Below are 22,132 nucleotides of genomic sequence, written 5' to 3'. Positions count from 1 at the left end.
CGGCCCCGGCATGACACCGGGGCCAGACGGCCCCGACATGACACCGGGACCAGACGGCCCCGACATGACACCGGGACCGGTAGAGCCGACCGTTGGTCGGCTGCTCCAGATCGGCGGCTCGGTCAATACGCAACCGTGGCGATCTGCCGCACGTACTGCGGCGTTTCAATCTCGCTGACGAAGGCGTCGGCGTAGTCGGGGTAGCTGATCCGGCTGTGGCCGTCATCGCCGACCAGGAAATTCGTCGCCTGGGTGCGGAAGCCACCGCGCTGCGGGCCGGGGCCGATCTCGGCGGCGGGCGAGTAGAAGGTCCAGTCCAGGTCGTCGACGGCCTGCAGCTGCTTGAGGGTGTCGCGCGCGGCCAGGGCGACCGGCTTGTAGGCATCCGGGAAGCCTTCGGTATCCACCAGCTGCACGCCGGGGGCGACTTCCAGGCTGCCGGCGCCGCCGACCATGATGAAGCGGGGCACGCCGGCCTGGCGCGCGGCCTTGACCAGCGCGGCGCTGGTGGTGGTCACGGTGCTGGGGGCATCACCCGGGCGCGGGCCGAAGGCGCTGGCCAGCACGTCGTGGCCGGCGATCACCGCAGCCAGGGCGTCGGTGTCGTCCAGCGCGGCGACGGCCAGCTGGGCGCCGTCCAGTTCGGCCGGCAGGTCGGTTTCACGGCGCACGATGGCGGTGACCTGGTGGCCGCGGGCGAGAGCCTGGCGGGCGATTTCACGGCCGATGTTGCCGGTGGCACCAACGAGGGCGATTTTCATGGGGGCAGGTCCGTTGAGGAAGGAAGGCCAGCGTATGCGTCTGGAATCGAACGAAAAACCGCGTATAACGGGCTAATTTGTTGCACGGATCGATCAAATGGACCGCATGACGGCGATGAACGTGTTCGTGGAGGTGGTCGAGCGCGGCAGCCTGACCGCGGCAGCCGACGCGTTGGACATGTCGCGGGCGATGGTGACCCGCTACCTGGCCGAGGTGGAGCGCTGGCTGGGCGCGCGGTTGCTGCACCGGACCACGCGCCGGATCAGCCTGACCGGCCCGGGCGAGGCGGCGCTGCTGCGGTTCCGGCAGATGCTGGCGATCGGCGATGAGCTGCACGGCGAACTGGCCACCGACAACCCCGAGCCGCACGGGTTGATCCGGGTCACGGCAAGCGTGTCGTTCGGGCAGATCCACTTGGCCGCCGCGGTGGCCGACTTCGTCAAGCGGTATCCGCTGACGCGGGTGGAACTGCTGCTGGTGGACCGGGTGGTCAACCTGGTGGAAGAGCGCGTGGATATCGCGGTGCGCATTTCGCGCGCGATCGACCCGGCGCTGATCGCACGGCGGTTGGCACCGTGCCGCTCGGTGCTGTGCGCGGCGCCGTCGTACCTGGCCGAACGCGGTGCGCCAACCACGGCCGACGCGCTGGCCGCGCACAACTGCCTGACCCACCATTACGTGGGCAAGAGCGTGTGGCACCTGCAGCGCGATGGCCGCGCGATCGCGGTGGCAGTGGGCGGCAACATCAGCGCCAACGAAGCATCGCTGCTGCTGGAAGCGGTGCGCGCCGGCGCGGGTATCGCGATGCTGCCCACCTACCAGATCGCCCCGTTGCTGCACAGTGGCGAATTGATTGAAGTGCTGCCCGATTACCAGGTGGAAGGGCTGGGCATCCACGCGGTGTATGCCTCCCGCCGGCAGCTGCCGACGATCATGCGCAGCTTCCTGGATTTCCTGGTGGAACGCTTTGCCAGCCCGGAATTCCTGGCGCAGCTGTAAACGCGGCCCCGGTAGAGCCGACCGTTGGTCGGCTGCACTTGATCCGGCAACCGCGCATCAGCACGCCGCGCAACCGCAACCGCAGCGGGCGCGTGCAGCCGACCAACGGTCGGCTCTACCGGGGCGTGCATCGGTATCACACACGCACCTCCGTACAATGGCGCTTCCCTGTGCTGTGGAAGTGAGCATTGCCTTGTCGTATCCGTATCCGTTGGTGGTGTTCGATCTGGATGGCACGCTGGTGGACAGCGCGGCCGATATTGCCGAAGCGTTGAACCGCACGCTACAGGACTGGCAGTTGCCCCGCGTGGCGGAGGCCACGGTACTGACCTGGATCGGCGATGGCGTGCGCCGGCTTGTCGAACAGGCATTCACCGCGGCCGGCAGTGATATCGATCTGGACACGGTCATGCCCGGTTTCATGCGGCACTACGAGGCCTGCCTGTTGCGCAGTCCGCGCCTGTTCGATGGTGTGGCCGAAACGTTGGCTGCGTTGCGGGAACGCGCGGTGACGCTGGCGATCTGCACGAACAAACCGTCCGCGCTGGTGGCGCCGTTGCTGCAGCACTTCGGGCTGCAGGATCAGTTTGCGCTGGTGCTGGGCGGCGATTCGCTGCCGGAACGCAAGCCCAGTGGTGCGCCGTTGCGGCATATCGCCGCTCAGTTCGAGGTGGCCGTCGAGGCCGCCTTGATGGTGGGCGATTCGATCACCGATTACCGCGCGGCGGTGGATGCAGGCATGCCGGTGGCGCTGGTGCGCTATGGATATCCGCGCGGGCTGGATCTGGACAACGTCGAGGCGGTGGCCGTGGTGGATGATCTGCGGGAATTGCTGGTGCTGTAACCGGCGGCGGTTGACACGTGTGCCGACCAACGGTCGGCACCTACCAGGGCAATCAGGTGTGCCGACCAACGGTCGGCACCTACCCAGGTTCAATGATTGTGCCGACCAACGGTCGGCACCTACCGAGGGTGGGACGGCGGCAGTGCCGCCGTCCAGATCCCTTATTTCGGCTGGTAGCGCACGCTCAGGCGGTACTCGCGGCCGGGCTGGTTGTACCAGGCCACCGTTTCGTAATCGCGGTCGAACACATTGCTGACCCGGCCGAGCACCGACCAGTCGCGGCTCAGTGCGTATTCCAGGCGCAGGTCGAGCGTGCCGTAACCGGCCAGGCGCACGGTGTTGGCGGCGTTGTCGTAGCGCTTGCCGGCACCGTTGGCGGTCACGCCGGCGCGGAAGCCACCGAAGCTGCGGTCAATGTCCAGGCGCGCGGTATTCTGCGAGCGGCGGGCCAGCCAGTTGTCGAACTGCGCGCTGCCGTTGGTGCGGTTGCGTGGATCGGTGTGGCTGAGCTGGGCGTTCACGTCGAACCCGGCCAGGGTGATGCCACCGGTCAACTCGGCACCGCGGATGCGCGCCTTCTCCACCTGCGACATCATGAAGGTGGTGGCGTCGTAGGTGATCAGGTCGTCGATGCGGGTTTCGTACACGTCCAGGCCCCAGCGCCAGCCGTCGCCCTGCTGGGCGATGCCGACGTTGGCACTCTTCGACTTTTCCGGGTCCAGGCCCGGCACGCCGCTCCACGGGTCGTACAGATCGCTGAAGGTCGGGGCCTTGAACGCGGTGCCGTAGCTGGCGTTGAGGCGGAACCCGCTGCCCAGCTCCAGGCCCCAGCCCAGGCTGCCGGTGGTGTGGTTGCCGAACTGCTCGTTGTCGTCGTTGCGCACGCTGGCCTGCAGGTGGTGCGCGCCGAAGCGGCCCTGGTACTGCACGAACACGCCGGTATTGTCGCGGCTGTCGACCAGGTAGCCAGCGCTGCTGCCGTCCAGGTTGTCCTGGCTCCAGTCCACGCCGGCGCTGAGCAGCTGGCCCTCGGCGATGCCCACGTCGGCCTGCACCGAGGCGCTGTTGCGGTGGGTCTGCGCCGCACCCAGCCAGGTGCTGCCGTTGTAGTTGTCCGATTCGTTGTCGGCACGCCCGACGTTGGCGGTCAGGGTGAAGCGCTCGCTGGGGGTGTAACGCACCTTGCCGCCCAGCACCTGCTGCAGCGTTTCCGAATAGTTGTAGTAACCGTCGTAGTGGTTCTCGCCTTCGGCGCGCAGCGCGGTCCCTTCCACGCTCAGCGCATCGGTCAGCGCGTAACCGCCGCGCAGGCTCATCGACAGGTTGCGGTAGCCGTCGCGGTCGGGCTCATCGGCACCGCAGCCGGCGAAGGTCGCGGCATCGCCGCGGCACGAGTTGATACCGTCGGTGTGCTGGTAGGCGATGTCGGTGCCGAACCAGCCACGCGCGCCGCTGCCGCCGAAGCCGCCGCTGGCTTCGCGCAGGCCGTTGCTGCCGCCACCCACCTGGAAGTGCGGGGCGAAGGTGCCGGCGTTGCGGCGGGTGAAGATCTGGATCACCCCGCCGATCGCGTCGGCACCGTACAGGCTGGACTGCGGCCCGCGCACGATTTCAATGCGCTCGATCTGCGCCAGCGGCAGGTCCTGGATCATGGCCAGGCCCAGGTCGCCGGTGTTGATGCGCACGCCGTCCACCAGCACCAGGGTGTGGGCCGAGTTGGTGCCGCGCAGGAACAGCGAGCTCTGCTTGCCCAGCCCGCCACTGTTGTTGAGGTTGATGCCGGCGCGGCCACGCAGCAGGTCCTGCAGCGACGGCGCCTGGCTGCGCTCGATCTCGGCGCGGTCGATCACCTGCGCCGGGGAGATGCTGTCCTGCAGGGCGATCGGGGTGCGGGTGGCGGTGACCAGGACCTGGTCCAGCGCGGTCGCCTCGTCCTGGGCCGACGCCAGCAGGGGCAGGGCCGACAGCACGGCCAGGGAAAGGACTTGGATCTGCAGCTTCATCGATGACTCCATGCACCGCGCACGCCCGCGCGGCAAGGGGTGGGGATGATCGCGCTGCAGGGATGGATCGACGGTGGGCGGACACGCGCACGGCGCCGCTTGCCGCCGCCATGCCCGCCGCATCGCAACCAGTCGTCTTCCAGGCCGGTCTCCGGGCTTGCGGGCCGATGGCCAGGGCCATCGCACCCGGCGCCTTCCCATGCGCAAGCACAGTGGCGTAATGCCGGGTGTTTCCACGCTTACCGTTGCGGGGGCAGCGCCGGAGTGGCAGGCAAGGGTCTGCTGCGTCACCGGCTTCCCGTTTCAACCTGCCGGCATGCGCCGCAGGTCACCTGGAAGTGCGCGCAGTGTAGAGCAAAGGCCTGGCTGCGGCAGCCGGCGCGGCGGGGTGGCACGGAGCGAGCGGTTAGAATGCCCCTCGTTCCACGATGTGATGCCCATGACCCCTTCGAGGTTGCAGCACCGTTCCGCTCCATCCACCGCGCAGGCAGCGGCGTGATCCTGGACCTGATCCGCCACGCCAGCACCGGCCGTGACGGCCACCTGGACGGGCGCACCGACCCCGTGCTGGAAGACGGCAGTACCGACGCCCTGTGCGCACGCTATGCGGGGCTGCCCTGGCAACGCGTGGTGAGCTCGCCCCGCCAGCGTGCGCTGGCCACTGCCGATGCGCTCGCGTTGCCGCACGGGGTGGAAGTGGTGGCCGACGAGGAGTGGGCCGAACTCGACTTCGGCGACTGGGATGGGCAGGCGCTGCATGAGCTGCCGATGCAGGAGCTGTCGGCGTTCCACCTGGACCCGCACGCCAACCCGCCGCCGCACGGCGAAAGCTGGGGCCACTTCGAGCGCCGCATTGCCCGTGGCCTGCACCGGTTGCTGGATGACCCCGACCCGCTGCCCACCCTGATCGTCAGCCATGGCGGCCCGTTGCGGATGGTGCTGTCGCAGGTGTGTGGCCTGCCGATGGCGATGTGCTGGGCATTGCGCATCGACCACGGCACCCGCCTGCAGCTGCGCGTGGAGCGCGAGGACGACCGCCTGTGGGGCGAACTGCTGGAACTGCAGCAGCCTTGATCGCGCGGCGTTACGACGTCTCGTCGTCCGGTTCGAACGGCGGCACGTCGTCGGTGTCGGCTTCATCATCGCGACGTTCGGCGGTGCGGTCGTAGACCGGGCCGGACGCCGGCGGTGCCTTTTTCAGGGGCTTGTCGGCAATGATGGCCTCGTACTCGGCCACCAGTTCGGTGCGGCGTGCTTCGGGCAGTTCCTGCCAATGGCAGTCCTGCAGCGCGCCTTCCAGCGAGTAGAGCAGGTTGAGGCTGGGCTTGAAGCCGGCGCGGCGCACCTTCACGAACGCGCCGACCGCGCCGATCGCGATCAGCTCCTCGGGCGTGCGCAACCCGACCTGGCGCAGCCAGGCTGCGCTCTTGGGACCGATGTTGCGCAGCTTGGTGCTCATCCCAGGGCCTCGACGAACACCGCGGCGATCGCCTCCAGGCCGGCCTGATCGTCGGCGTCGAAACGCGCCAGCGAGGGGCTGTCCAGGTCGAACACGCCGATCAGGGTATCGCCGTGGACCAGTGGCACCACCAGTTCCGAGCGCGACGCCGAATCACAGGCGATGTGGCCGGGGAAGGCATCCACGTCTTCAATGCGCTGGGTCACGCGCTGGCTGGCCGCCGCGCCGCACACGCCCTTGTCCAGCGGGATGCGCACGCAGGCCGGCAGCCCCTGGAACGGGCCGACCACCAGCTCGGTGCCGTCGAAGAAGTAGAAGCCCACCCAGTTCAGGTGCGGCAGGGCGTGGTAGACCAGGGCCGACAGGTTGGCCGCATTGGCGATGCGGTCGCGCTCGCCGTGTACCAGTGCGCGGGCCTGGGCCAGCAGCTGGCCGTACTGTTCCGGCTTGCTGCCGGTGAGCGTGGAAGTATCGAACATGCCCGGAGTCTAGCAAGCAGCAGGCCGCGCCGGGACCGTCGATAATGCACCGCTCCTTCCCGATCCCGGCCGTGATGACCGCCTCCCCGCTTCCCGCCCTGTATGTCACCGGTACCGACACCGGTATCGGCAAGACCTTCAGCAGCTGTGTGCTGCTGCACGCGCTGCGCCAGCGTGGTGGCACGGCGGTGGGGATGAAGCCGGTGGCCAGCGGCTGCGAGCGCACCGCGCACGGGTGGCGCAACGAGGACGCCACCGCGCTGCTGGCCGCCAGCCAGCCGGTGCCGGCCTACGCCGACCTCAACCCGTACGCGCTGCCCCTGCCGCTGGCGCCCGAGCTGGCCGCCGCCGACGCCGGCGTGCAGCTGGCGCTGGGCCCGATCGAGGCGGCCTTCGGGCGGCTGCGCGCACAGGCCGACACGGTGGTGGTGGAGGGCGTGGGCGGCTGGCTGGCACCGCTGTCGGCCACGCTGGACCAGGCCCACCTGGTACACGCGCTGCAGCTGCCGGTGGTGATGGTGGTGGGCCTGCGGCTGGGTTGCCTGAACCATGCGCGCCTCACCGCGGCGGCGATCGCGGCCAGCGGGGCCACCTGCATCGGCTGGATCGGCAACGAGGTCGACCCGCAGATGGCGCGCATCGACGACAACATGACCATGCTGCGCGACCGCCTTGCGATGCCGTGCCTGGGCCGCCTGCCCTTTGCGCCCGGGGCCGATCCGGCCGGGCTGGCCGGGTGCCTGCAGCTGTAACCGCGGGGCTTGGACTCAGGCGTCGCGCAGGGCGCAGGCCAGCTGCCCCAGCGTGGCGATCGCGTCCACGTACGCCGCGTCCAGTTCCTGGCAGCACGACAACCGCAGGCAATGCCGGTAGCGCGCGCCGCGTGAGTACACCTGGCCGGGCATGAACACCACGCCGCGCGCCAAGGCCTGTTCGAACAGCGCGCCGGTGTCGATGCCGGCGGGCAGCTCCACCCACAGCAGGAAGCCGCCGGTGGGCTGGGTGGCCAACGTGCCGGCCGGGAAGTGCTGGGCGATCAGCGCGCGCACGCGCCGCACCTGGTCGTTGTACAGGCGGCGCAGCGTGCGCAGGTGGTGCTCGTAGCTGCCCGCTTCCAGGAACGCGCCCACGGCCTCGCCGAGCAGGCGCGGCTCGGCCCCGGTGGACTGGAACTTGAGCAGCTGGATGTCGGCGGCGAACCGCCCCGCATCGAGCCAACCGATGCGGTAGTCCGGCGCCAGTGTCTTGGAGAAGCTGCTGCACACCATTACCCAACCGTCTTCATCGAAGGATTTCAGCAGCGGCGCCAGCGGCTCCTGGAACTGCAGTTCGGCATACACCGCGTCTTCGATGAGGGGAATGCGGTAGTGGTTGACCAGCGCGGCCAGGCGCTGCTTTTCGGCCACGGGCATGGTGCAGCCGAGCGGGTTGTGCACGGTGGGCATGGCCACGATCGCACGCAGCGCACCGCGTTCCAGCTGCGCGGCCACGGCATCCACATCCAGCCCGCGGCGCGGATCGGTGGGCAGCTCGATGGCCTTCAGGCCCAGATTGCTGAGCAGCGGGTACAGGTTGAAGTAGGACGGTGCTTCGATCCCCACCGCATCCCCGGGCCGCGTCACCGCGCGCAGGGCCAGCTGCAGCGCTTCCATGGCGCCATGGGTGAGGACCAGGCGCTCGGTGCTGGTGTGCAGGCCCAGCCGTGGCCCGCGCCGCACGATCTGCTCCAGCAGCCGGGTGGCCGCATTCGGGCGGGCATAGGTTTCCACCATGCCGGCGCGGCGCAGCACCTGCGCGGTACTGCGCGCCAGTTTGTCGCCGGGATAGAAGCGACGCCCGCGCGGGCCGGCGAAAGCCAGGTCGACGATGCCCGGTTGCTGCTGCGCGGCCAGCACCCGCGCCATCATCAGCTGTTGGGCCTGGGTGGTGGCCAGCGACGGTGCCTGGCGCAGCGAGCGGGTCGGTTCGGCCAGGCGCGGGCTGACCACGAAGCCGGCCTTGGGCCGCGGTACCACCAGGCCGGCATCTTCGAGCTGGCGATAGGCAGCAATGACGGTGTTGAGGCTGAGCTGGCGCTGCGCCGCCAGGCCACGCAGCGAGGGCAGGCGGGTGCCCACCGGCAACCGACCGCTGTGGATGGCATCGGCCATTTCATCGGCCAGGGATTGGTAAAGGTTGGCTGCCATGGGGAGAGTCCGCCGCAATCTGTAACCGTGCGGATGGCCGGAAGCTGGCTCTGTATCCGCTGCTGCGCGCAGCCTAGCATGCTCCCTCCCGCGCAGTGCGGCCCGCCGCTGCGCCTGCCGGACTTCCCTCGTGCACGGCGGTGCCGTGTTGCGCCGTGCACTTTTTTCGACCCCGTCCGGGTAGAGCCGACCGTTGGTCGGCTGCACGTATCCCGGCACCCAAAGGCAGCCGACCAACGGTCGGCTCTACCCGGGGGGCATTTTTCAGCGCGCCGACAGCGTGGACACCAGCCGCGGCGTGTCTCGGTACAGGGCCGGGTACTGGCGCTTGAGCGCCTCCACCTTCGGCAGGTCGTTGATGCGGATATACAGCGACTCCGGGTGCAGGGTGAGGTAGTTCTGGTGGTAGCCCTCGGCCGGATAGAAGCGCTTGCCGCCCTCGACCGTGGTCACCACCGGGGCGCGGAACGCCTTGGCGCGCTGCAGCTGGGCGATATACGCCTGGGTGGCATCGCGCTGCCCGGCATCGTCGGCAAACACCGCCGAACGATACTGCGTGCCGCGATCAGGTCCCTGGCGATTGAGCTGGGTGGGGTCGTGGGCCACCGAGAAGAACACCTGCATCAGCTGCCCGTAGCTCACCTTCGACGGATCGTAGGTGACCTGCACCGCCTCGGCATGGCCGGTGCCGCCGCTGCCCACGCGCGTGTAGCTGGCATCGCCCGCGCTGCCGCCGATGTAGCCGGACACCGCGTTGTCCACGCCGTTGATGTGCTGGAACACGCCCTGCACGCCCCAGAAGCAGCCGCCGGCAAACACCACCCGCGCGCGCTTGATGCCGGGCGGCTTGAAGTCGGCCGTGCCGGTGGGCGCAGGCAGCGTCACCAGCGCCTGCGCCTGCGCCGTGGCCGCCTGCGCCGGGCGATCCAGGCTGACCACCGCGGTGATGGTCATCGCCGCGATCACCGCCGCGATGCTGCCGGCCACCAGTTTGTCCATTGCGATCTTCATCGAAGGCCTCCAGGGCTCAACCGAACGTAAAGGCATAGGCATGCACGCCCGGATCAAGGAACTCGATCTCGAAGGTGCGTTCACGAACATCGCCGCGCTGGCGGATCAACTGGTACAGCCGGTGCTCGCCGACCTGGCCGCTGCCATCGGCCGACACATCGCCCCCGGCGGCCGCGCCCGGCGGCTGGCCGTCGATGCGCACGCGGTAGCGCAGTGGTTTGCCATCCACGGCCGGGGCCAGCACCAGGTGCAGGTCGCGGGCATGGAAGCGGAAGGCGATCCGGCCACCGGCTGCGTCCAGGTGTGCGTCTTCCTCGCCCACCGTCCAGCGCCCACCCAGCGCCCACTGGTTCAAGCGCAAGGTGGCCGGCACGGTGTAGTCGGTGGCATGGTCCGGCTGCTGCCCGCCAGGCGAGGCGAAGCTCTGCGCGCGCGCATGGCCCAGGTAGGTTTCCGGCGATTTCAGGTTGCGCATGTCGGCCTGCTGCTCGATGCCATCGCGCGGCGCCGCGGCGGCCATCGCCATCGCCTGCGCCGGTTCGTCGGGCAGGGTGTTGCCGGCCTCGCGCAGCAGCTGGCGGATGATCTGCTCGGACTGCGCGTAATTGCCTTCGCCGAAGTGGTGCGCACGGATGCGGCCTTCCGCATCGATGAAGTAGTGCGCGGGCCAGTAGCGGTTGTTGAAGCCGCGCCAGATCGCAAAGTCGTTGTCGATCGCCACCGGGTAGGTGACCTTCAGGTCCTTCACCGCGCGCTGCACGTTGCCCAGGCTGCGCTCGAAAGCAAACTCCGGGGCGTGCACGCCGATCACCACCAGGCCGTGGTCGCGGTAACGCTCGGCCCACTCGCGCACGTACGGCATGGCGCGCAGGCAGTTGATGCACGAGTAGGTCCAGAAATCGACCAGCACCACCTTGCCGCGCAATGCCTCGGCGCTCAGCGGCGGGCTGTTGAGCCAGCCGGTGGCGCCGGCCAGCGAGGGCAGGGTGCCTTCCACCGGCAAGGGCGCGCCGGCTGGCGCGTTGGCGGCCATCATCATCATCGAACCGCCCGCGGCCGGTTCCTGCCCCGGCAGTACGTCCAGCAGGCCCTGCTCGAGCTTGGCCGTACTCACCGTGGACAGCCGGGTCAGCACGCCGGTGTCCCAGCCCATGCCGATCGCCACCACCGCCAGCAGCGCGGCCACGCCGAGTGCGCGGCGGATCCACTCGCCCACGCCCAGGCGCTGCTTGAGCGCGGCAAACACGCGCCCGCCGATCCAGATCGCCAGGGCCAGCGACGTGGCGGCGCCGAGCGCATAGGCCAGCAGCAGTCCGCTGGTGCCGACGCTGGCGCCATTGAGCGCCGCGCCGGTGAGGATCAGCCCCAGGATCGGCCCGGCGCACGGTGCCCAGAGCAGGCCGGTGGCGATGCCGATCAGCAGCGAGGTGCCCACCCCGCCGCGCCCGGCATCACTGGCCGCATCGGCCGAAGCACTGAGCCGCGCGCCCAGCCGCTGGAACGGCGACAGCAGGCGGTTGGCCAGCGACGGCCACAGCAGCGCCAGCGCGAACACCGCCATCACCACCAGCGCGATCCAGCGCCCGATCTGGTTGGCCTGGGCCACCCACTGGCTGCCCACCGCGGCCAGGCTGGCCACCACCGCGAACATCAGCGTCATGCCCACCAGCAGCGGCAGGCCGCTGCGCAGGAAGGGGCGGTCCGAGCGGGCGAACACGAACGGCAGCACCGGCAGGATGCACGGGCTGAGGATGGTAAGTACGCCGCCAAGATAGGCCAGGACAAGCAGGAACATGGTCAGATCCTTCCAGGATGCAGGGGAAGCGGCGCTCAGGCCGCGGTGAAGCGCATCGCCACGCCGTTCATGCAGTAGCGCAGACCGGTGGGGCGTGGACCGTCGTCGAACACATGGCCCAGGTGGCCACCGCAGCGTCGGCAGTGCGCCTCGATGCGGATCATGCCCAGCGTGGTGTCGCGGTCTTCCTCCACGGCGCCGTGCAGGGGCGCCCAGAAGCTGGGCCAGCCGGTGCCGCTGTCGAACTTGGTGGACGAGGAAAACAGCGGCAGCGCGCAGCCGGCGCAGCTGAAGGTGCCGCGCCGGTGCTCCTTGTTGAGCGGGCTGCTGTAGGGCCGTTCGGTGCTCTGGCGGCGCAGGACGGCGTAGGCGGCCGGGCTGAGCTGTTCGCGCCACTGCGCGTCGGTGCGCATCACCTCGAAACGGCGCGTGGGGGCCGCCGGTGCGGCCGGTGCCGGGCCGCTGCATGCGGTCAGGCCGAACAGGCCGGCGGCGGCCGTCATGGCGCCCATGCCGAGCACATTGCGACGGGTGTAACGCATGGCCGATCTCCTGGGAGGGAAACGATGCGGCCATGCTGCGCCCGGGCCGGTCAACGAATCCTCACGCAGGGTTAAATTTTCCGTGACACATCCGGGCCCGGATCGGCCGACAATGCAGCCTGTTCCCCCTACCGGCCCGCCCGCACCGATGAGCAGCGCCAAGCGTGTCCTGATCGTCGAAGACGATGTCCATATCGCCAACCTGCTGCGCATGCACCTGCGCGACGAAGGCTATGAGGTCACCCACGCCGCCACCGGCGACGAGGGCCTGGCCCTGCTCGAAGCGCAGCCCTGGAGCGCGCTGGTGCTGGACCTGATGCTGCCGGGCGTGGACGGGCTGGAGATCTGCAAGCGTGCCCGGGCGATGGCGCGCTATACGCCGATCATCATCACCAGTGCGCGGGCCAGCGAAGTGCATCGCATCCTGGGCCTGGAACTGGGCGCCGACGACTACCTGGCCAAACCCTTCTCGATGCTGGAACTGGTGGCGCGGGTGAAGGCGCTGCTGCGGCGCGTGGAGGCCATGGCGCAGAACGCCCGCATCGATGCCGGCGAAACCGAGGTGGCCGGGCTGCGCATCGACCCGGTTGCACGCACCGCGCAGGTGGAAGGCCGCCCCTTGGAACTGACCCCGCGCGAATTCGACCTGCTGTATTTCTTTGCCCGGCATCCGGGCCAGGTGTATTCGCGCATGGACCTGCTCAACCAGGTCTGGGGCTACCAGCACGACGGCTACGAGCACACCGTGAACACCCACATCAACCGGCTGCGCAACAAGATCGAACGCGACCCGGCCGCGCCGCAGCGCATCCAGACGGTGTGGGGGCGGGGCTACAAGCTGGTCGACACTGACGGGGACGCCGCATGATCCGCCTGACCTTGTCCCAGCGCCTGTCGGTGGTGTTCTGCGCGCTGCTGCTGGCCTGCTGCGGCGCGCTGCTGTGGATCCAGATGCGCAGCACCGCCATGCACGAGCAGGAAACCGTGCAGCGGCTGTCGCGCGGGCTGGCCGAGCACATCGCACGCAGCGGCGAACTGATGGACGCACGCGGCATGCGCGGCGGCGAAGTGCGCGCGCTGTTCGGCAAGCTGATGGCGGTCAACCCCAGCGTCGAGGTCTATCTGCTGGACGACGAAGGCCGCATCCTCGGCCACGACGCGCCCGACGGCCACCTCAAGCGCGACCGCGTGGACCTGGCCCCGGTGCAGGCGCTGTTGCACGACGAGCCCCTGCCTATCCTCGGCGACGACCCGCGCAGCGCGACCGGCCGCAAGGTGTTCAATGCCGCGCCGTTGTGGGTGCAGGGGCGCCAGGCCGGCTACATCTACGTGGTGCTGGTGGGCGAGCAGCGCGAGGCGCTGGCGGCCAACATCGCCGCCAATGCGACCCTGCGCACCACGCTGTGGTCGCTGGCCATCGTGGCGGTGGTCGGGCTGCTGGCCGGCGTGGTCGCGTTCCGCTGGGTGACCCGCCCCCTGCGCCAGCTGACCCGGCGCATCCAGGCTTTCGACGTGGACGCCGCCGGTGTCGGCACGCCGCTGCCACCCACCCCGCTGCGGGCCGGTGAGCGCGACGAGCTGGCGATCCTGCAGCACAGCTTCGGGCACATGGGCCAGCGCCTGGGCGAACAGTGGCAGCAGCTGCGCGAGCAGGACCTGCAGCGGCGCGAGCTGGTGGCCAACATCTCCCATGACCTGCGCACGCCGTTGTCGTCGCTGCATGGCTACCTGGAAACGCTGGCGTTGAAGGACGCCACGCTGGGCGCCGACGAACGCCAGCGCTACCTGGGCATCGCGTTGGCGCAGAGCCGCAAGGTGGGCGCGCTGGCACAGGCGCTGTTCGAACTGGCACGACTGGAGCACGGCGGGGTCAGCCTGGATCTGCAGGCGTTCTCGCTGCCCGACCTGGTCCAGGACGTGTTCCAGAAGTTCGAGCTGGCTGCGCAGGCACGCCGGCAGACGCTCACCGCCGACATTCCGCCGGGGCTGCCCGCGGTCGTGGCCGACCTGGGGCTGATCGAGCGCGTGCTGACCAACCTGCTGGACAACGCGATCCGGCACACGCCCGAAGGCGGCCGCATCGAAGTGGTGCTGCGCGCGCAGGACGGCGAGGTGCAGGTGGCCATCGCCGACACCGGCCCGGGCATCGCGCCCGAGCGCCGCGCGTCATTGTTCAGTACGCCGCCGGCGCTGGGCAGTGCGCGCCCGGACAGCGGCGGGCTGGGGCTGTTGATCGTGCATCGCATCCTGCAGCTGCATCACCGGCAGATCCGCCTGATGGACAGCCGCGACGGCGCGTTGTTCGTGTTTACGCTGCCGGTGGCGGTGCGCTGACGCACCGTGTGAGGAACTGGCCAACGGGACCTGCTGCGACGGTCCCTCACAATCTCCAGAGGCGGTGTGTCTGCCACGCGTGTGTGGCGCCAAGTCCGCTGATATGCCTATCAGTGGTCAGCCCCTTCTGAAGGTGGGTGTCCACCCGGTCACGCCAAAGAACAGCATCTGCCGTGGTCTGCTTCAGGAGGCGGCGAAGCAGCAGGAGAAGAAAGAAGACCCGGCCCGGAGGGAACGGTGCTTCTGGCTCAGACCAGCCGGCAGATCGTGGACGTGCCGCGCTGACGCCAAGTTCCTTGTTCCACAAGCGTCCGTGGTGTGCAACCACGTTGCGCGCCACGCTCGTGACATGCAACCAGTTCTGCAGCACCGGTGCGGCCATCTCAACATCGCGTGCTATCACCTTCTGCTCCACCGCCCGTAGCGCTTTGTAGAAGCGCGAGAGGGATCCCAGCGACATCACCTCCGTCGCCATCCAGATGGGAACCAGTGGGAACGCCGGAGTGGAGTACGTGTCCTGATAGTGACGAATGAACGTCTCCTTGGAACGTGAGATCTCCTTGCTGATCCCATCCACCCACGTACGGTGGTCTGCTGGGGAGAAGGAAAAGTTCCTGGGATCCAGGTGCCCGAAAGGCCCGTAGGCATGGGAGAAGTGATAGGTGAGCAGCGTGCGGGTTGCTACCTCGATATGACCAACAGCCTCCATCACGAGATCTCGCAGGCCGCGATCGAATTCATACAGGGAGACGGCTTCCTCGAAGGTTGCGCCACGCAAGAATTGGTCACTACCGGGCATGCGTTGCAGGTATAGATAGCCCATCAGCCTGTAGTAGCCGACGCGCTGCAGGTAGCGATTGGCGGTGTCGAGGTCCGCTATGCCTAATCCGCGCGACTGCAGTTGTTGCAGCTGCGCCTGAAACGTTAGCGCTTGCTTGAGGTATCGAGTCATCCTGACGCCGCCCCCCTGATAGCGGCAAAAAAAAACCCGCCAATTTGAGCATGGCGCGAAAGATCGCGTCAGAGGCGTGGCGGGTGTGTTACGGCAAGTCTAGCCATCGCATGGATTACCCGCAAGTAATGACACGTCAGGAGTGTGACGCCAGTAATGAAATGTCGGCGCGCGGTGCCACCGGTTCAGGCGCGCTTTAGCGGCCATGCCCCGCGCCCAAAAAAAGACCCGACAGAGGGAGGGTTCTGTCGGGTCTGGGATTGCGTGGGGGGAGGGACCCACGCAAATTCGATGCGGGTGTGGCTCAGCGCTTGGCAGCGCCCGCCTTGGCAGGGGCATCCGCGGACGGACCCCGGACCAGCTCGCTGAACGCCTCGGAGGCTTTCAGCCCCAGGTCGACCACGTCCTGGTGGGCACGGGTCCAACGGGCGAGGTTGTCACGGGCCAGCTGCGCGCCCTTGGGCAACAGCGTGCCGGGTTCCTGTGACTGCGCGATTTCACCGAAGAACCCGCTGGTGGCGGTGATGTTCTTTTCCAGCGTCTTCAACTGCACGCCGAACATGCTTTCGGCATTTTCCAGTGCGAGCCGATTGGCACGCGTGGCCGTGGCGGCCAGCTGGCGGGTGTAGTCGCTGAAGGAATCGGTGAACGCGGACGCCATGGGAGCGGCTCGAGAACGTTGATGCAATGCAGCATACGCCGAAAATATTGCATTGCAACATTTTGTTGCCAGTTGTGGTCCGGTTTCAGTTAAACCGCTTTCCAATCAATGGGTTGCGCAGGCTTGCGGGCGATGATGATGGGTCGGGAGCCGACCAACGGTCGGCTCTACCGCGCGCTGCCGGGTCAGCCGCGGTAGCGGCAGCCGGAGGTGCAGGTTTCGTGGACGGTCACTTCGCTCAGCTGCGGCAGGGCCGGCTTGAGTTCGTTCCAGATCCAGATCGCCAGGCGCTCGCTGGTCGGATTCTCCAGGCCCGGGATGTCGTTGAGGTAGTGGTGGTCCAGGCGGTCGTAGATCGGCTGGAAGGCCGCCTTGACGTCGCCGAAGTCCATGATCCAGCCGGTCTGCTCGCCGGGTTCGCCTTCCACTTTCAGTTCCACCCGGAACGAGTGCCCGTGCAGGCGCGCGCACTTGTGGCCCGGCGGCACGTTGGGCAGGCGGTGGGCCGCTTCGAGGGTAAAGACTTTGAAGATTTCCATGCCGCCATTGTAGCGGGCGGCCCATGCCGGCGTGGGGGCGGGACATGGATGCAGGCGAAACCAAATCTATCCATCCGGATGAAGAGATGGTAGTTTCTCTTATATCCGTATGAAGAGATGTTATTGGCCGGTTCATGGCCAGGCATGGACTACTGCGGAACTTGTCGTCCACCACCCCACTGAAGTTCATGCCCAAGCACACCCTTCTTGTAGCAGCGCTGTCTGCTGCTCTGGCCACGCCTTTGCCTGCGTTTGCCGATACCGCCACCGATGCCACCGCTGCCGGCGACAGCAAGACCCTTGCCGCCGTGCGCGTCACCGGCTCCAACATCAAGCGCACCGATACCGAGTCGGCCAATCCGGTCCAGGTGATCGACCGCCAGCAACTGGAGGAGACCGGCAAGGCCACCGTCGCCGACCTGCTACGCTCGATCTCGGCCAATACCGGCAACGCCAACAACGAGACCACCAACAACGGCTGGGCGTCCGGCTCGGCCGGCATCGGCCTGCGCGGCCTGTCGCAGAAGAACACGCTGGTGCTGCTCAACGGCCGCCGCCTGGCCAACTACGGCTTCCCGGCTGGCGGCCTGTCGGACACCTTCGTCAACCTCAACGCGCTGCCGCTCGTCGCCGTGGAACGCATCGAGGTGCTCAAGGACGGCGCCTCGGCGGTGTACGGGTCGGACGCCGTGGCCGGCGTGGTCAACATCATTACCCGGCAGAATTTCCAGGGCGCCGAACTGGGCGGCAGCCTGGGCACCGCCGATCAGGGCGGACTGGACGAGCAGAACCTGAAGTTCATCGGCGGCATCGGTGACCTGGACGCCGACGGCTACAACATCCTGGTCAGCCTGGAAGGCTACAACCGCGAACGCCTGGACCAGGACCAGCGCGACCTCACCAAGTCGGGCATCTACACCGACAAGCCCGGTGGCCGCTGGAACGGCTGGTCGGCCAAGGGCGCGCGCTATCTGGTCAACGGCACCTCGGTGCCGATGCTCGACGCCAGCGGTAACTGCCCGCAGGGCACCACGCTGGTGGCCAGCGCGCCGATCGACGGCCTGGCCGGCAACACCTGCGGTTTCAACCAGGCGCCGTACACCACGCTGATCCCGTCGACCAAACGCTACCAGGCCTACGTCAACGGCACCTTCCGGGTGAACGACAACGTCGAAGCCTTCGGCGAGGTGCTCCACAGCGACATCAAGGGTGTCTCCTGGTTCGGCAGCAGCCCGTTCTTCACCCTGGAAAGCGGCCGCTTCGCGCTCAACGCCGATACCGGCCTGGCCGAGCCGGTGTCGTCCAACCTGCCGGCGAGCAGCCCGTACAACCCGTACGGCCGCGCGGTGCCGATCGAGTACACCTTCTTCAACCTCGGCCCGACCATCAAGACCAACCGTTCGCAGGCCTACCGCGGCCTGGTCGGGCTGCGCGGCAGCCTGCAGAACTGGGACTGGGAAGTGGGCGCGTTCGGCGCACGCAGCAGCGAGCGCGAGACCGTGTCCGGCGGCTTCGCCAACCGTTACGCGCTGGCCGATGCGCTGGCCAGCGGCAGCTACAACCTGCTCAATCCGTCGGCCACCGCGCCGGAGGTGCTCAACGCGATCAACATCAGCACGCTGCGCCCGGCCGAGTCGGTGCTGCAGGGCGTGGACGCGAAGATTTCCGGCGCGCTGGGCCACACCTGGGCCGGTGAGATCGGCTTCGCCGCCGGTGCCGAATGGCGCCGCGAGAAGCTCGACTCCAACAACCCGTGGCAGATCGATGCCGGCCTGCAGATCCGCCCGGCCATCGCCGAAGTGCACGGCGAGCGCAAGGTCACCGCCGCCTATGCCGAAGTGAACGTGCCGCTGGCCGAGCGCCTGGAACTGCAGGCGGCCGCACGCGCCGACCACTACAGCGACTTCGGCGATGCGTTCTCGCCCAAGCTCAGCCTGCGCTGGCAGCCCTGGGACATCCTGCTGGTGCGTGCCGCGGCCTCCAAGGGCTTCCGTGCACCGTCGCTGTCGGAGAACTCCAACAGCACCAGCATCGCCTACGGCAGCGTGATCGACCCGCGTGATCCGGACGTGCCGGGCTCACGCCAGAACCCGACCTTCTTCACCGTGGGCAACAACGACCTCAAGCCCGAGCGCACCAAGAGCTTCAACGCCGGCATCGTGCTCTCGCCGTGGTCCAACACCAGCCTGAGCGTGGACTACTACCGCATCGAGCTGGAGAACCTGGTCGGGACCAACAACACCCAGACCCTGGTCACCGACGATGTACCCGGTGCGGTGCTGCGCGATGACCGCGGCAAGCTGCTGGCGGTCTACAACCGCTACCAGAACCTGAGCGAGCTGAAGACCTCCGGCTTCGACGTGGAACTGCGCCAGCGCTTCCCGACTGCGCGCGCCGGTGACTTCGCGCTCAGCAGCGCTTTCACCCACGTGCGCAACTACAGCCGCCCGACGGTGGTCGGTGGCCCGCTGGTGGACTACGCCGGCAGCAATCTCGGCGCGACCCTGCCCAAGAACAAGGCGACCACCACCTTGGACTGGAGCTACGGCGACTTCCGCACCGCGCTGACCTGGTACTACACCAGCGGCTATGACCAGAAGGCCAGCGCAGCGGCCACTGCCGTGCAGGACCGCGTGGATGCGTACAGCCAGTTCGATCTGTACCTGGCCTACACCGGCGTGGAGAAGCTGACCGTGTACGCCAAGATCCAGAACCTGGCCGACGAGGAACCGCCGTACGACGCGTCCTTCCCGGGTATCCGCGCGCCGTACGACTTCAGTCAGTACGACCTGCGCGGCCGCTACTTCACGGTGGGCTTCGACTACCGCTTCTGAACCTGCGGGCCGGTCGCCTTCGCGCGCCGGCCCGGCACCTGGCTGCACCGGAGCGTGCGCATTCAACGGGGCCGGCGGAGAGGCCGGCCCGCTTCATGGGGAACTGCTGTGTCTTTGCATCGTGTCGTGTCACGTCCCATCACCTGGCTGGTGGGCGCGTTGTGGTTGCTGGCCGCGCCAGCGTTCGCGCAGAGCGCGTATTTCTTCCCGCAGGGCGGCGAGTTCGACCCGTCCATTCCCACCCCGCAGCAGTTCCTCGGCTACGAGATCGGCAGCCGCTACACGCGGCACGACCAGCTGGTGGCCTACTTCAACGAACTGGCCAGGCACTCGGACAAGATCAAGGTCGAGCAGATCGGCAGCAGCTACGAGGGCCGCCCGCTGGTGATCGCCACGGTGACCTCGGCGCAGAACCAGCAGCAGCTGGAAACGCTGCGCCGCCAGCACGTCACCCTGGCCGATCCGGCCCAGCCGCTGAGCGCGGCCGGCAGCAGCCCGGTGGTGGTGTGGCTGGGCTACAGCGTGCATGGCAATGAAACCTCCAGCGGCGAAGCCGCGCTGCTCACCGCCTATTACCTGGTGGCCAGCCGCAGTGCCGACACCGCGCAGTGGCTGCAGCAGGCAGTGGTGCTGTTCGACCCGGCGCAGAACCCGGACGGGCGCGACCGCGCGGCCAGCTGGCACAACGCCTATGCCTCTTCCCCGGCCTCGGCCGATCCGGCTGACAAGGAACATGTCGAACCGTTCCCGCAGGGCCGCACCAACCACTACTTCACCGACCTCAACCGCGACTGGCTGGCCCTGACCCAGCAGGACACGCGGCCGAAGATCGCTTACTTCCACCGCTGGTATCCCAACGTCCAGATCGATTTCCACGAGATGGGCAAGGACAGTACCTACTACTTCGAACCGTCGCCGGCGAGCATGCACAGCCCGCTGTTGCCGGCCTCGTCGTACGCCTTCAACAAGACGCTGGCCAAGTACCACGCGCAGGCGCTGGATGCGCTGGGTTCGCTGTATTACACGGGCGAGAACTTCGACAACTTCTCGCCGGTGTACGGCTCCACCTATCCGGACTTCCACGGCGCGGTCGGCGTCACTGTGGAACAGGCCAGTTCGCGCGGTCGCGTGCAGGAATCGGTCAACGGTCTGTTGACCTTCCCCTTCACCATCCGCAACCAGGTGGCTACCGGGCTGGGCACCATCCGCGGCGCGGTGACCGAACGCGATGGGCTGCTCAAACTGCAGAAGGAGTTCTTCCAGTCGGCACTGAAGCAGGCCGGCCAGCAGCCGGTGAAGGCGTTCGTGTTCGGCGACGCGCACGATCCGGGGCTGACGGCCCGGCTGTTGGACCTGCTGTTGCAGCACCAGATCACGGTGGAGGCCTTGGGCACCGCCGTGACCGTGGAGGGGCAGCGCTTCGAGCCGGGCAGCGCCTACGTGGTGCCCACCGCGCAGCCGCAGTTCCGGCTGGTCCATTCGATCTTCGCCGACACGCCGCCGATCAAGGGTGACGTGTTCTACGGCAGCACCTCCTATGCGATCGCACCGGCCTACGGCGTGGCGTTTGCCGGCAGCCGCAGCCGTATCGGCGGTGGCCAGCGCGTGGCAGCGGTAGCGCCGGCCCAGGGCGGCGTGGTGGGCGGGCAGGCCGGCTACGCCTATGTGCTGGACTGGCGCGACTACAACGCCAGCCGCGCGCTGTACGCACTGCAGGCACGGGGCCTGCTGACCCGCGCCGCGTTCCAGCCGTTCACCGCCGCCACCGTCGATGGCGAGCAGGCGTTCGCACGCGGCAGCGTGGTGATTCCGGTGGCCGGGCAACCGCTGGCCGGCGCGGCGCTGCTGGCGGCGGTCGACGAGGCCGCGCGTGCTGCCGGTGTGCGCGTGCAGGCGCTGGCCAGTGGCCAGAGCCGCAGCGGCATCGACCTGGGCAGCGACAGCGTCAAGGCGCTGCGCAAACCGGCCGTGGCGCTGGTGATGGGCGAGGGCGTCAGTGCCACCGAGATCGGCTCGGCCTGGTTCGTGCTCGACCAGCAGGTGCAGCTGCCGGCCAGCAAGCTTGATCCGGCCCAGCTCGGCAAGGTGGAACTGGATCGCTACACCACGATCGTGCTGGCCGGTGGCACCTACACCGGCGTGGACGCGGCAGCGGTGGCCGCACTCAAGCGCTGGATCAACGCGGGCGGGTCGCTGGTGACCTACGGCACCGCCGCGCGCTGGGCGATCGAACAGAAGCTGGCCGATGAAGTGCTGGGCGAAGACGAGAAGGAACCCGACGCAGCGCGGCGTGCCTTCGGCGACCAGCGCGACATTGCCGCCATCGAGCGGGTGAGCGGCAACATCCTCAGTGCGCAGGTGGATACCAGCCATCCGCTGGGCTTCGGCCTGCCGCGCACGCAGCTGGCGATCAACAAGGAAAACGGCATCCGCTTCAAGCCCAGCCGCAATCCGTTCTCCACCGTGGTTCGCGTGGATGAAACGCCGCGCGTCAACGGCTACCTGTCCGAGACCAACCGCAACCGCGTGGCCGGTGCCGCCTGGCTGCTGGTATCGCCGCAGGGGCAGGGCAACGTGGTCCTGTTCGCCGACGACCCGGCACACCGCAAGTACTGGCACGGCACCGAGCGCCTGCTGTTGAACGCCATCTTCTTCGGCAACCAGCTCAACCCGACCAAACAACGCGGCTGACGGTAGAGCCGACCGTTGGTCGGCTACGACAATGCTTCCCG

At 68.2% G+C, this 22,132-nt stretch carries 19 protein-coding genes and 1 riboswitch; of the genes, 8 read left to right on the top strand and 11 right to left on the bottom strand.

From position 1 onward, the window contains the following. Positions 1-122: 122 nt before the first annotated feature. Positions 123-761 carry an NAD(P)-dependent oxidoreductase gene (locus DX03_RS17240; protein WP_038690689.1) on the bottom strand — a complete coding sequence of 213 codons (639 nt, stop codon included), beginning with the start codon at positions 759-761 and terminating at the stop codon, positions 123-125. Positions 762-858: 97 nt separating this feature from the next. Here DX03_RS17240 and DX03_RS17235 point away from each other — a divergent pair, with 97 nt between their 5' ends. Then, entirely contained in the window at positions 859-1,761 is a 903-nt protein-coding gene (locus DX03_RS17235; protein WP_038690687.1) for a LysR family transcriptional regulator, read from the top strand. A 193-nt stretch (positions 1,762-1,954) separates the two neighbouring features. Beyond that, entirely contained in the window at positions 1,955-2,605 is a 651-nt protein-coding gene (gph, locus tag DX03_RS17230; protein WP_038692545.1) for a phosphoglycolate phosphatase, read from the top strand. A gap of 161 nt (positions 2,606-2,766) precedes the next feature. Here gph and btuB read toward each other — a convergent pair whose 3' ends face one another. Continuing rightward, positions 2,767-4,608: a TonB-dependent vitamin B12 receptor gene (gene btuB, locus DX03_RS17225; protein WP_038690685.1), complete on the bottom strand. Its 1,842-nt coding sequence runs from the start codon at positions 4,606-4,608 to the stop codon at positions 2,767-2,769. A 125-nt stretch (positions 4,609-4,733) separates the two neighbouring features. Next, positions 4,734-4,959, bottom strand: a riboswitch (cobalamin riboswitch). A gap of 60 nt (positions 4,960-5,019) precedes the next feature. Here btuB and DX03_RS17220 point away from each other — a divergent pair. Beyond that, positions 5,020-5,682 (top strand): histidine phosphatase family protein, encoded by a 663-nt coding sequence (locus DX03_RS17220; protein WP_244880140.1) that lies wholly within the window; start codon positions 5,020-5,022, stop codon positions 5,680-5,682. Between the two features lie 10 nt (positions 5,683-5,692). Here the strand turns inward: DX03_RS17220 and DX03_RS17215 are convergent, their stop codons facing one another. Beyond that, the gene (locus DX03_RS17215; protein WP_038690681.1) at positions 5,693-6,067 is read right to left on the bottom strand and encodes a TfoX/Sxy family protein; all 375 of its coding nucleotides are present in this window, start codon (positions 6,065-6,067) and stop codon (positions 5,693-5,695) included. Then, positions 6,064-6,546 (bottom strand): GAF domain-containing protein, encoded by a 483-nt coding sequence (locus DX03_RS17210; RefSeq protein WP_038690679.1) that lies wholly within the window; start codon positions 6,544-6,546, stop codon positions 6,064-6,066. Before DX03_RS17210 ends, DX03_RS17215 begins: the two co-directional genes overlap by 4 nt. Before the next feature lie 74 nt (positions 6,547-6,620). On the opposite strand from DX03_RS17210, the gene bioD reads away from it, so the two are divergent. Next, a complete protein-coding gene (gene bioD, locus DX03_RS17205; RefSeq protein WP_038692543.1) occupies positions 6,621-7,298 on the top strand; it encodes a dethiobiotin synthase in 678 nt (225 codons plus the stop codon). 15 nt (positions 7,299-7,313) lie between these two features. On the opposite strand, the gene DX03_RS17200 is transcribed toward bioD, so the two are convergent. The 4 genes from DX03_RS17200 to msrB form a co-directional block, all read right to left on the bottom strand. Next, on the bottom strand, positions 7,314-8,732 hold the full coding sequence (locus tag DX03_RS17200; RefSeq protein WP_038690678.1) for an aminotransferase-like domain-containing protein: 1,419 nt from the start codon (positions 8,730-8,732) through the stop codon (positions 7,314-7,316). A gap of 264 nt (positions 8,733-8,996) precedes the next feature. Further along, a complete protein-coding gene (gene msrA, locus DX03_RS17195; RefSeq protein WP_038690675.1) occupies positions 8,997-9,743 on the bottom strand; it encodes a peptide-methionine (S)-S-oxide reductase MsrA in 747 nt (248 codons plus the stop codon). Between the two features lie 16 nt (positions 9,744-9,759). Beyond that, complete coding sequence (locus DX03_RS17190; RefSeq protein ID WP_038690673.1) at positions 9,760-11,538, bottom strand: cytochrome c biogenesis protein DipZ; 1,779 nt, start codon at positions 11,536-11,538, stop codon at positions 9,760-9,762. A gap of 35 nt (positions 11,539-11,573) precedes the next feature. Continuing rightward, entirely contained in the window at positions 11,574-12,080 is a 507-nt protein-coding gene (gene msrB, locus DX03_RS17185) for a peptide-methionine (R)-S-oxide reductase MsrB (RefSeq protein ID WP_038690671.1), read from the bottom strand. A gap of 148 nt (positions 12,081-12,228) precedes the next feature. Between msrB and DX03_RS17180 the strand changes: the two genes are divergently transcribed. Continuing rightward, positions 12,229-12,948, top strand: a complete 720-nt coding sequence (locus tag DX03_RS17180) for a response regulator transcription factor (RefSeq protein ID WP_038690669.1) — start codon at positions 12,229-12,231, stop codon at positions 12,946-12,948. After that, the gene (locus DX03_RS17175) at positions 12,945-14,414 is read left to right on the top strand and encodes a sensor histidine kinase (protein WP_038690668.1); all 1,470 of its coding nucleotides are present in this window, start codon (positions 12,945-12,947) and stop codon (positions 14,412-14,414) included. The genes DX03_RS17180 and DX03_RS17175 overlap by 4 nt, the downstream gene beginning before the upstream one ends. A 46-nt stretch (positions 14,415-14,460) precedes the next feature. Here the strand turns inward: DX03_RS17175 and DX03_RS17170 are convergent, their stop codons facing one another. The 3 genes from DX03_RS17170 to queD form a co-directional block, all read right to left on the bottom strand. Further along, entirely contained in the window at positions 14,461-15,366 is a 906-nt protein-coding gene (locus tag DX03_RS17170; RefSeq protein WP_038690666.1) for an Abi family protein, read from the bottom strand. A 304-nt stretch (positions 15,367-15,670) separates the two neighbouring features. Next, positions 15,671-16,027 (bottom strand): phasin family protein, encoded by a 357-nt coding sequence (locus DX03_RS17165; protein WP_038690664.1) that lies wholly within the window; start codon positions 16,025-16,027, stop codon positions 15,671-15,673. Between the two features lie 185 nt (positions 16,028-16,212). Next, positions 16,213-16,566 (bottom strand): 6-carboxytetrahydropterin synthase QueD, encoded by a 354-nt coding sequence (queD, locus tag DX03_RS17160; RefSeq protein WP_038690662.1) that lies wholly within the window; start codon positions 16,564-16,566, stop codon positions 16,213-16,215. A 188-nt stretch (positions 16,567-16,754) separates the two neighbouring features. Here queD and DX03_RS17155 point away from each other — a divergent pair, with 188 nt between their 5' ends. Further along, positions 16,755-19,400, top strand: coding sequence for a TonB-dependent receptor (locus DX03_RS17155; RefSeq protein ID WP_038692542.1), 2,646 nt, complete (start codon positions 16,755-16,757; stop codon positions 19,398-19,400). 108 nt (positions 19,401-19,508) lie between these two features. After that, positions 19,509-22,091 (top strand): M14 family zinc carboxypeptidase, encoded by a 2,583-nt coding sequence (locus tag DX03_RS17150; RefSeq protein ID WP_425598283.1) that lies wholly within the window; start codon positions 19,509-19,511, stop codon positions 22,089-22,091. Positions 22,092-22,132 lie beyond the last annotated feature (41 nt).

This window comes from Stenotrophomonas rhizophila (assembly GCF_000661955.1).
Lineage (GTDB): Bacteria > Pseudomonadota > Gammaproteobacteria > Xanthomonadales > Xanthomonadaceae > Stenotrophomonas > Stenotrophomonas rhizophila.
Note: the sequence above shows the minus strand (reverse complement) of the source record. Positions and strands in the feature narration are given on the sequence as shown.

Bases quoted from the DNA above. Each gene is read 5' to 3' on its own strand.
- DX03_RS17175 (WP_038690668.1), top strand. From the start codon at position 12,945: ATGATCCGCCTGACCTTGTCCCAGCGCCTGTCGGTGGTGTTCTGCGCG.
- DX03_RS17210 (WP_038690679.1), bottom strand. From the start codon at position 6,546: ATGTTCGATACTTCCACGCTCACCGGCAGCAAGCCGGAACAGTACGGC.
- DX03_RS17170 (WP_038690666.1), bottom strand. From the start codon at position 15,366: ATGACTCGATACCTCAAGCAAGCGCTAACGTTTCAGGCGCAGCTGCAA.
- btuB (WP_038690685.1), bottom strand. From the start codon at position 4,608: ATGAAGCTGCAGATCCAAGTCCTTTCCCTGGCCGTGCTGTCGGCCCTG.
- msrB (WP_038690671.1), bottom strand. From the start codon at position 12,080: ATGCGTTACACCCGTCGCAATGTGCTCGGCATGGGCGCCATGACGGCC.
- DX03_RS17220 (WP_244880140.1), top strand. From the start codon at position 5,020: ATGCCCCTCGTTCCACGATGTGATGCCCATGACCCCTTCGAGGTTGCA.
- DX03_RS17180 (WP_038690669.1), top strand. From the start codon at position 12,229: ATGAGCAGCGCCAAGCGTGTCCTGATCGTCGAAGACGATGTCCATATC.
- DX03_RS17240 (WP_038690689.1), bottom strand. From the start codon at position 761: ATGAAAATCGCCCTCGTTGGTGCCACCGGCAACATCGGCCGTGAAATC.
- DX03_RS17235 (WP_038690687.1), top strand. From the start codon at position 859: ATGGACCGCATGACGGCGATGAACGTGTTCGTGGAGGTGGTCGAGCGC.
- msrA (WP_038690675.1), bottom strand. From the start codon at position 9,743: ATGAAGATCGCAATGGACAAACTGGTGGCCGGCAGCATCGCGGCGGTG.
- queD (WP_038690662.1), bottom strand. From the start codon at position 16,566: ATGGAAATCTTCAAAGTCTTTACCCTCGAAGCGGCCCACCGCCTGCCC.
- DX03_RS17155 (WP_038692542.1), top strand. From the start codon at position 16,755: ATGCCCAAGCACACCCTTCTTGTAGCAGCGCTGTCTGCTGCTCTGGCC.
- DX03_RS17215 (WP_038690681.1), bottom strand. From the start codon at position 6,067: ATGAGCACCAAGCTGCGCAACATCGGTCCCAAGAGCGCAGCCTGGCTG.
- DX03_RS17190 (WP_038690673.1), bottom strand. From the start codon at position 11,538: ATGTTCCTGCTTGTCCTGGCCTATCTTGGCGGCGTACTTACCATCCTC.
- bioD (WP_038692543.1), top strand. From the start codon at position 6,621: ATGACCGCCTCCCCGCTTCCCGCCCTGTATGTCACCGGTACCGACACC.
- DX03_RS17165 (WP_038690664.1), bottom strand. From the start codon at position 16,027: ATGGCGTCCGCGTTCACCGATTCCTTCAGCGACTACACCCGCCAGCTG.
- DX03_RS17200 (WP_038690678.1), bottom strand. From the start codon at position 8,732: ATGGCAGCCAACCTTTACCAATCCCTGGCCGATGAAATGGCCGATGCC.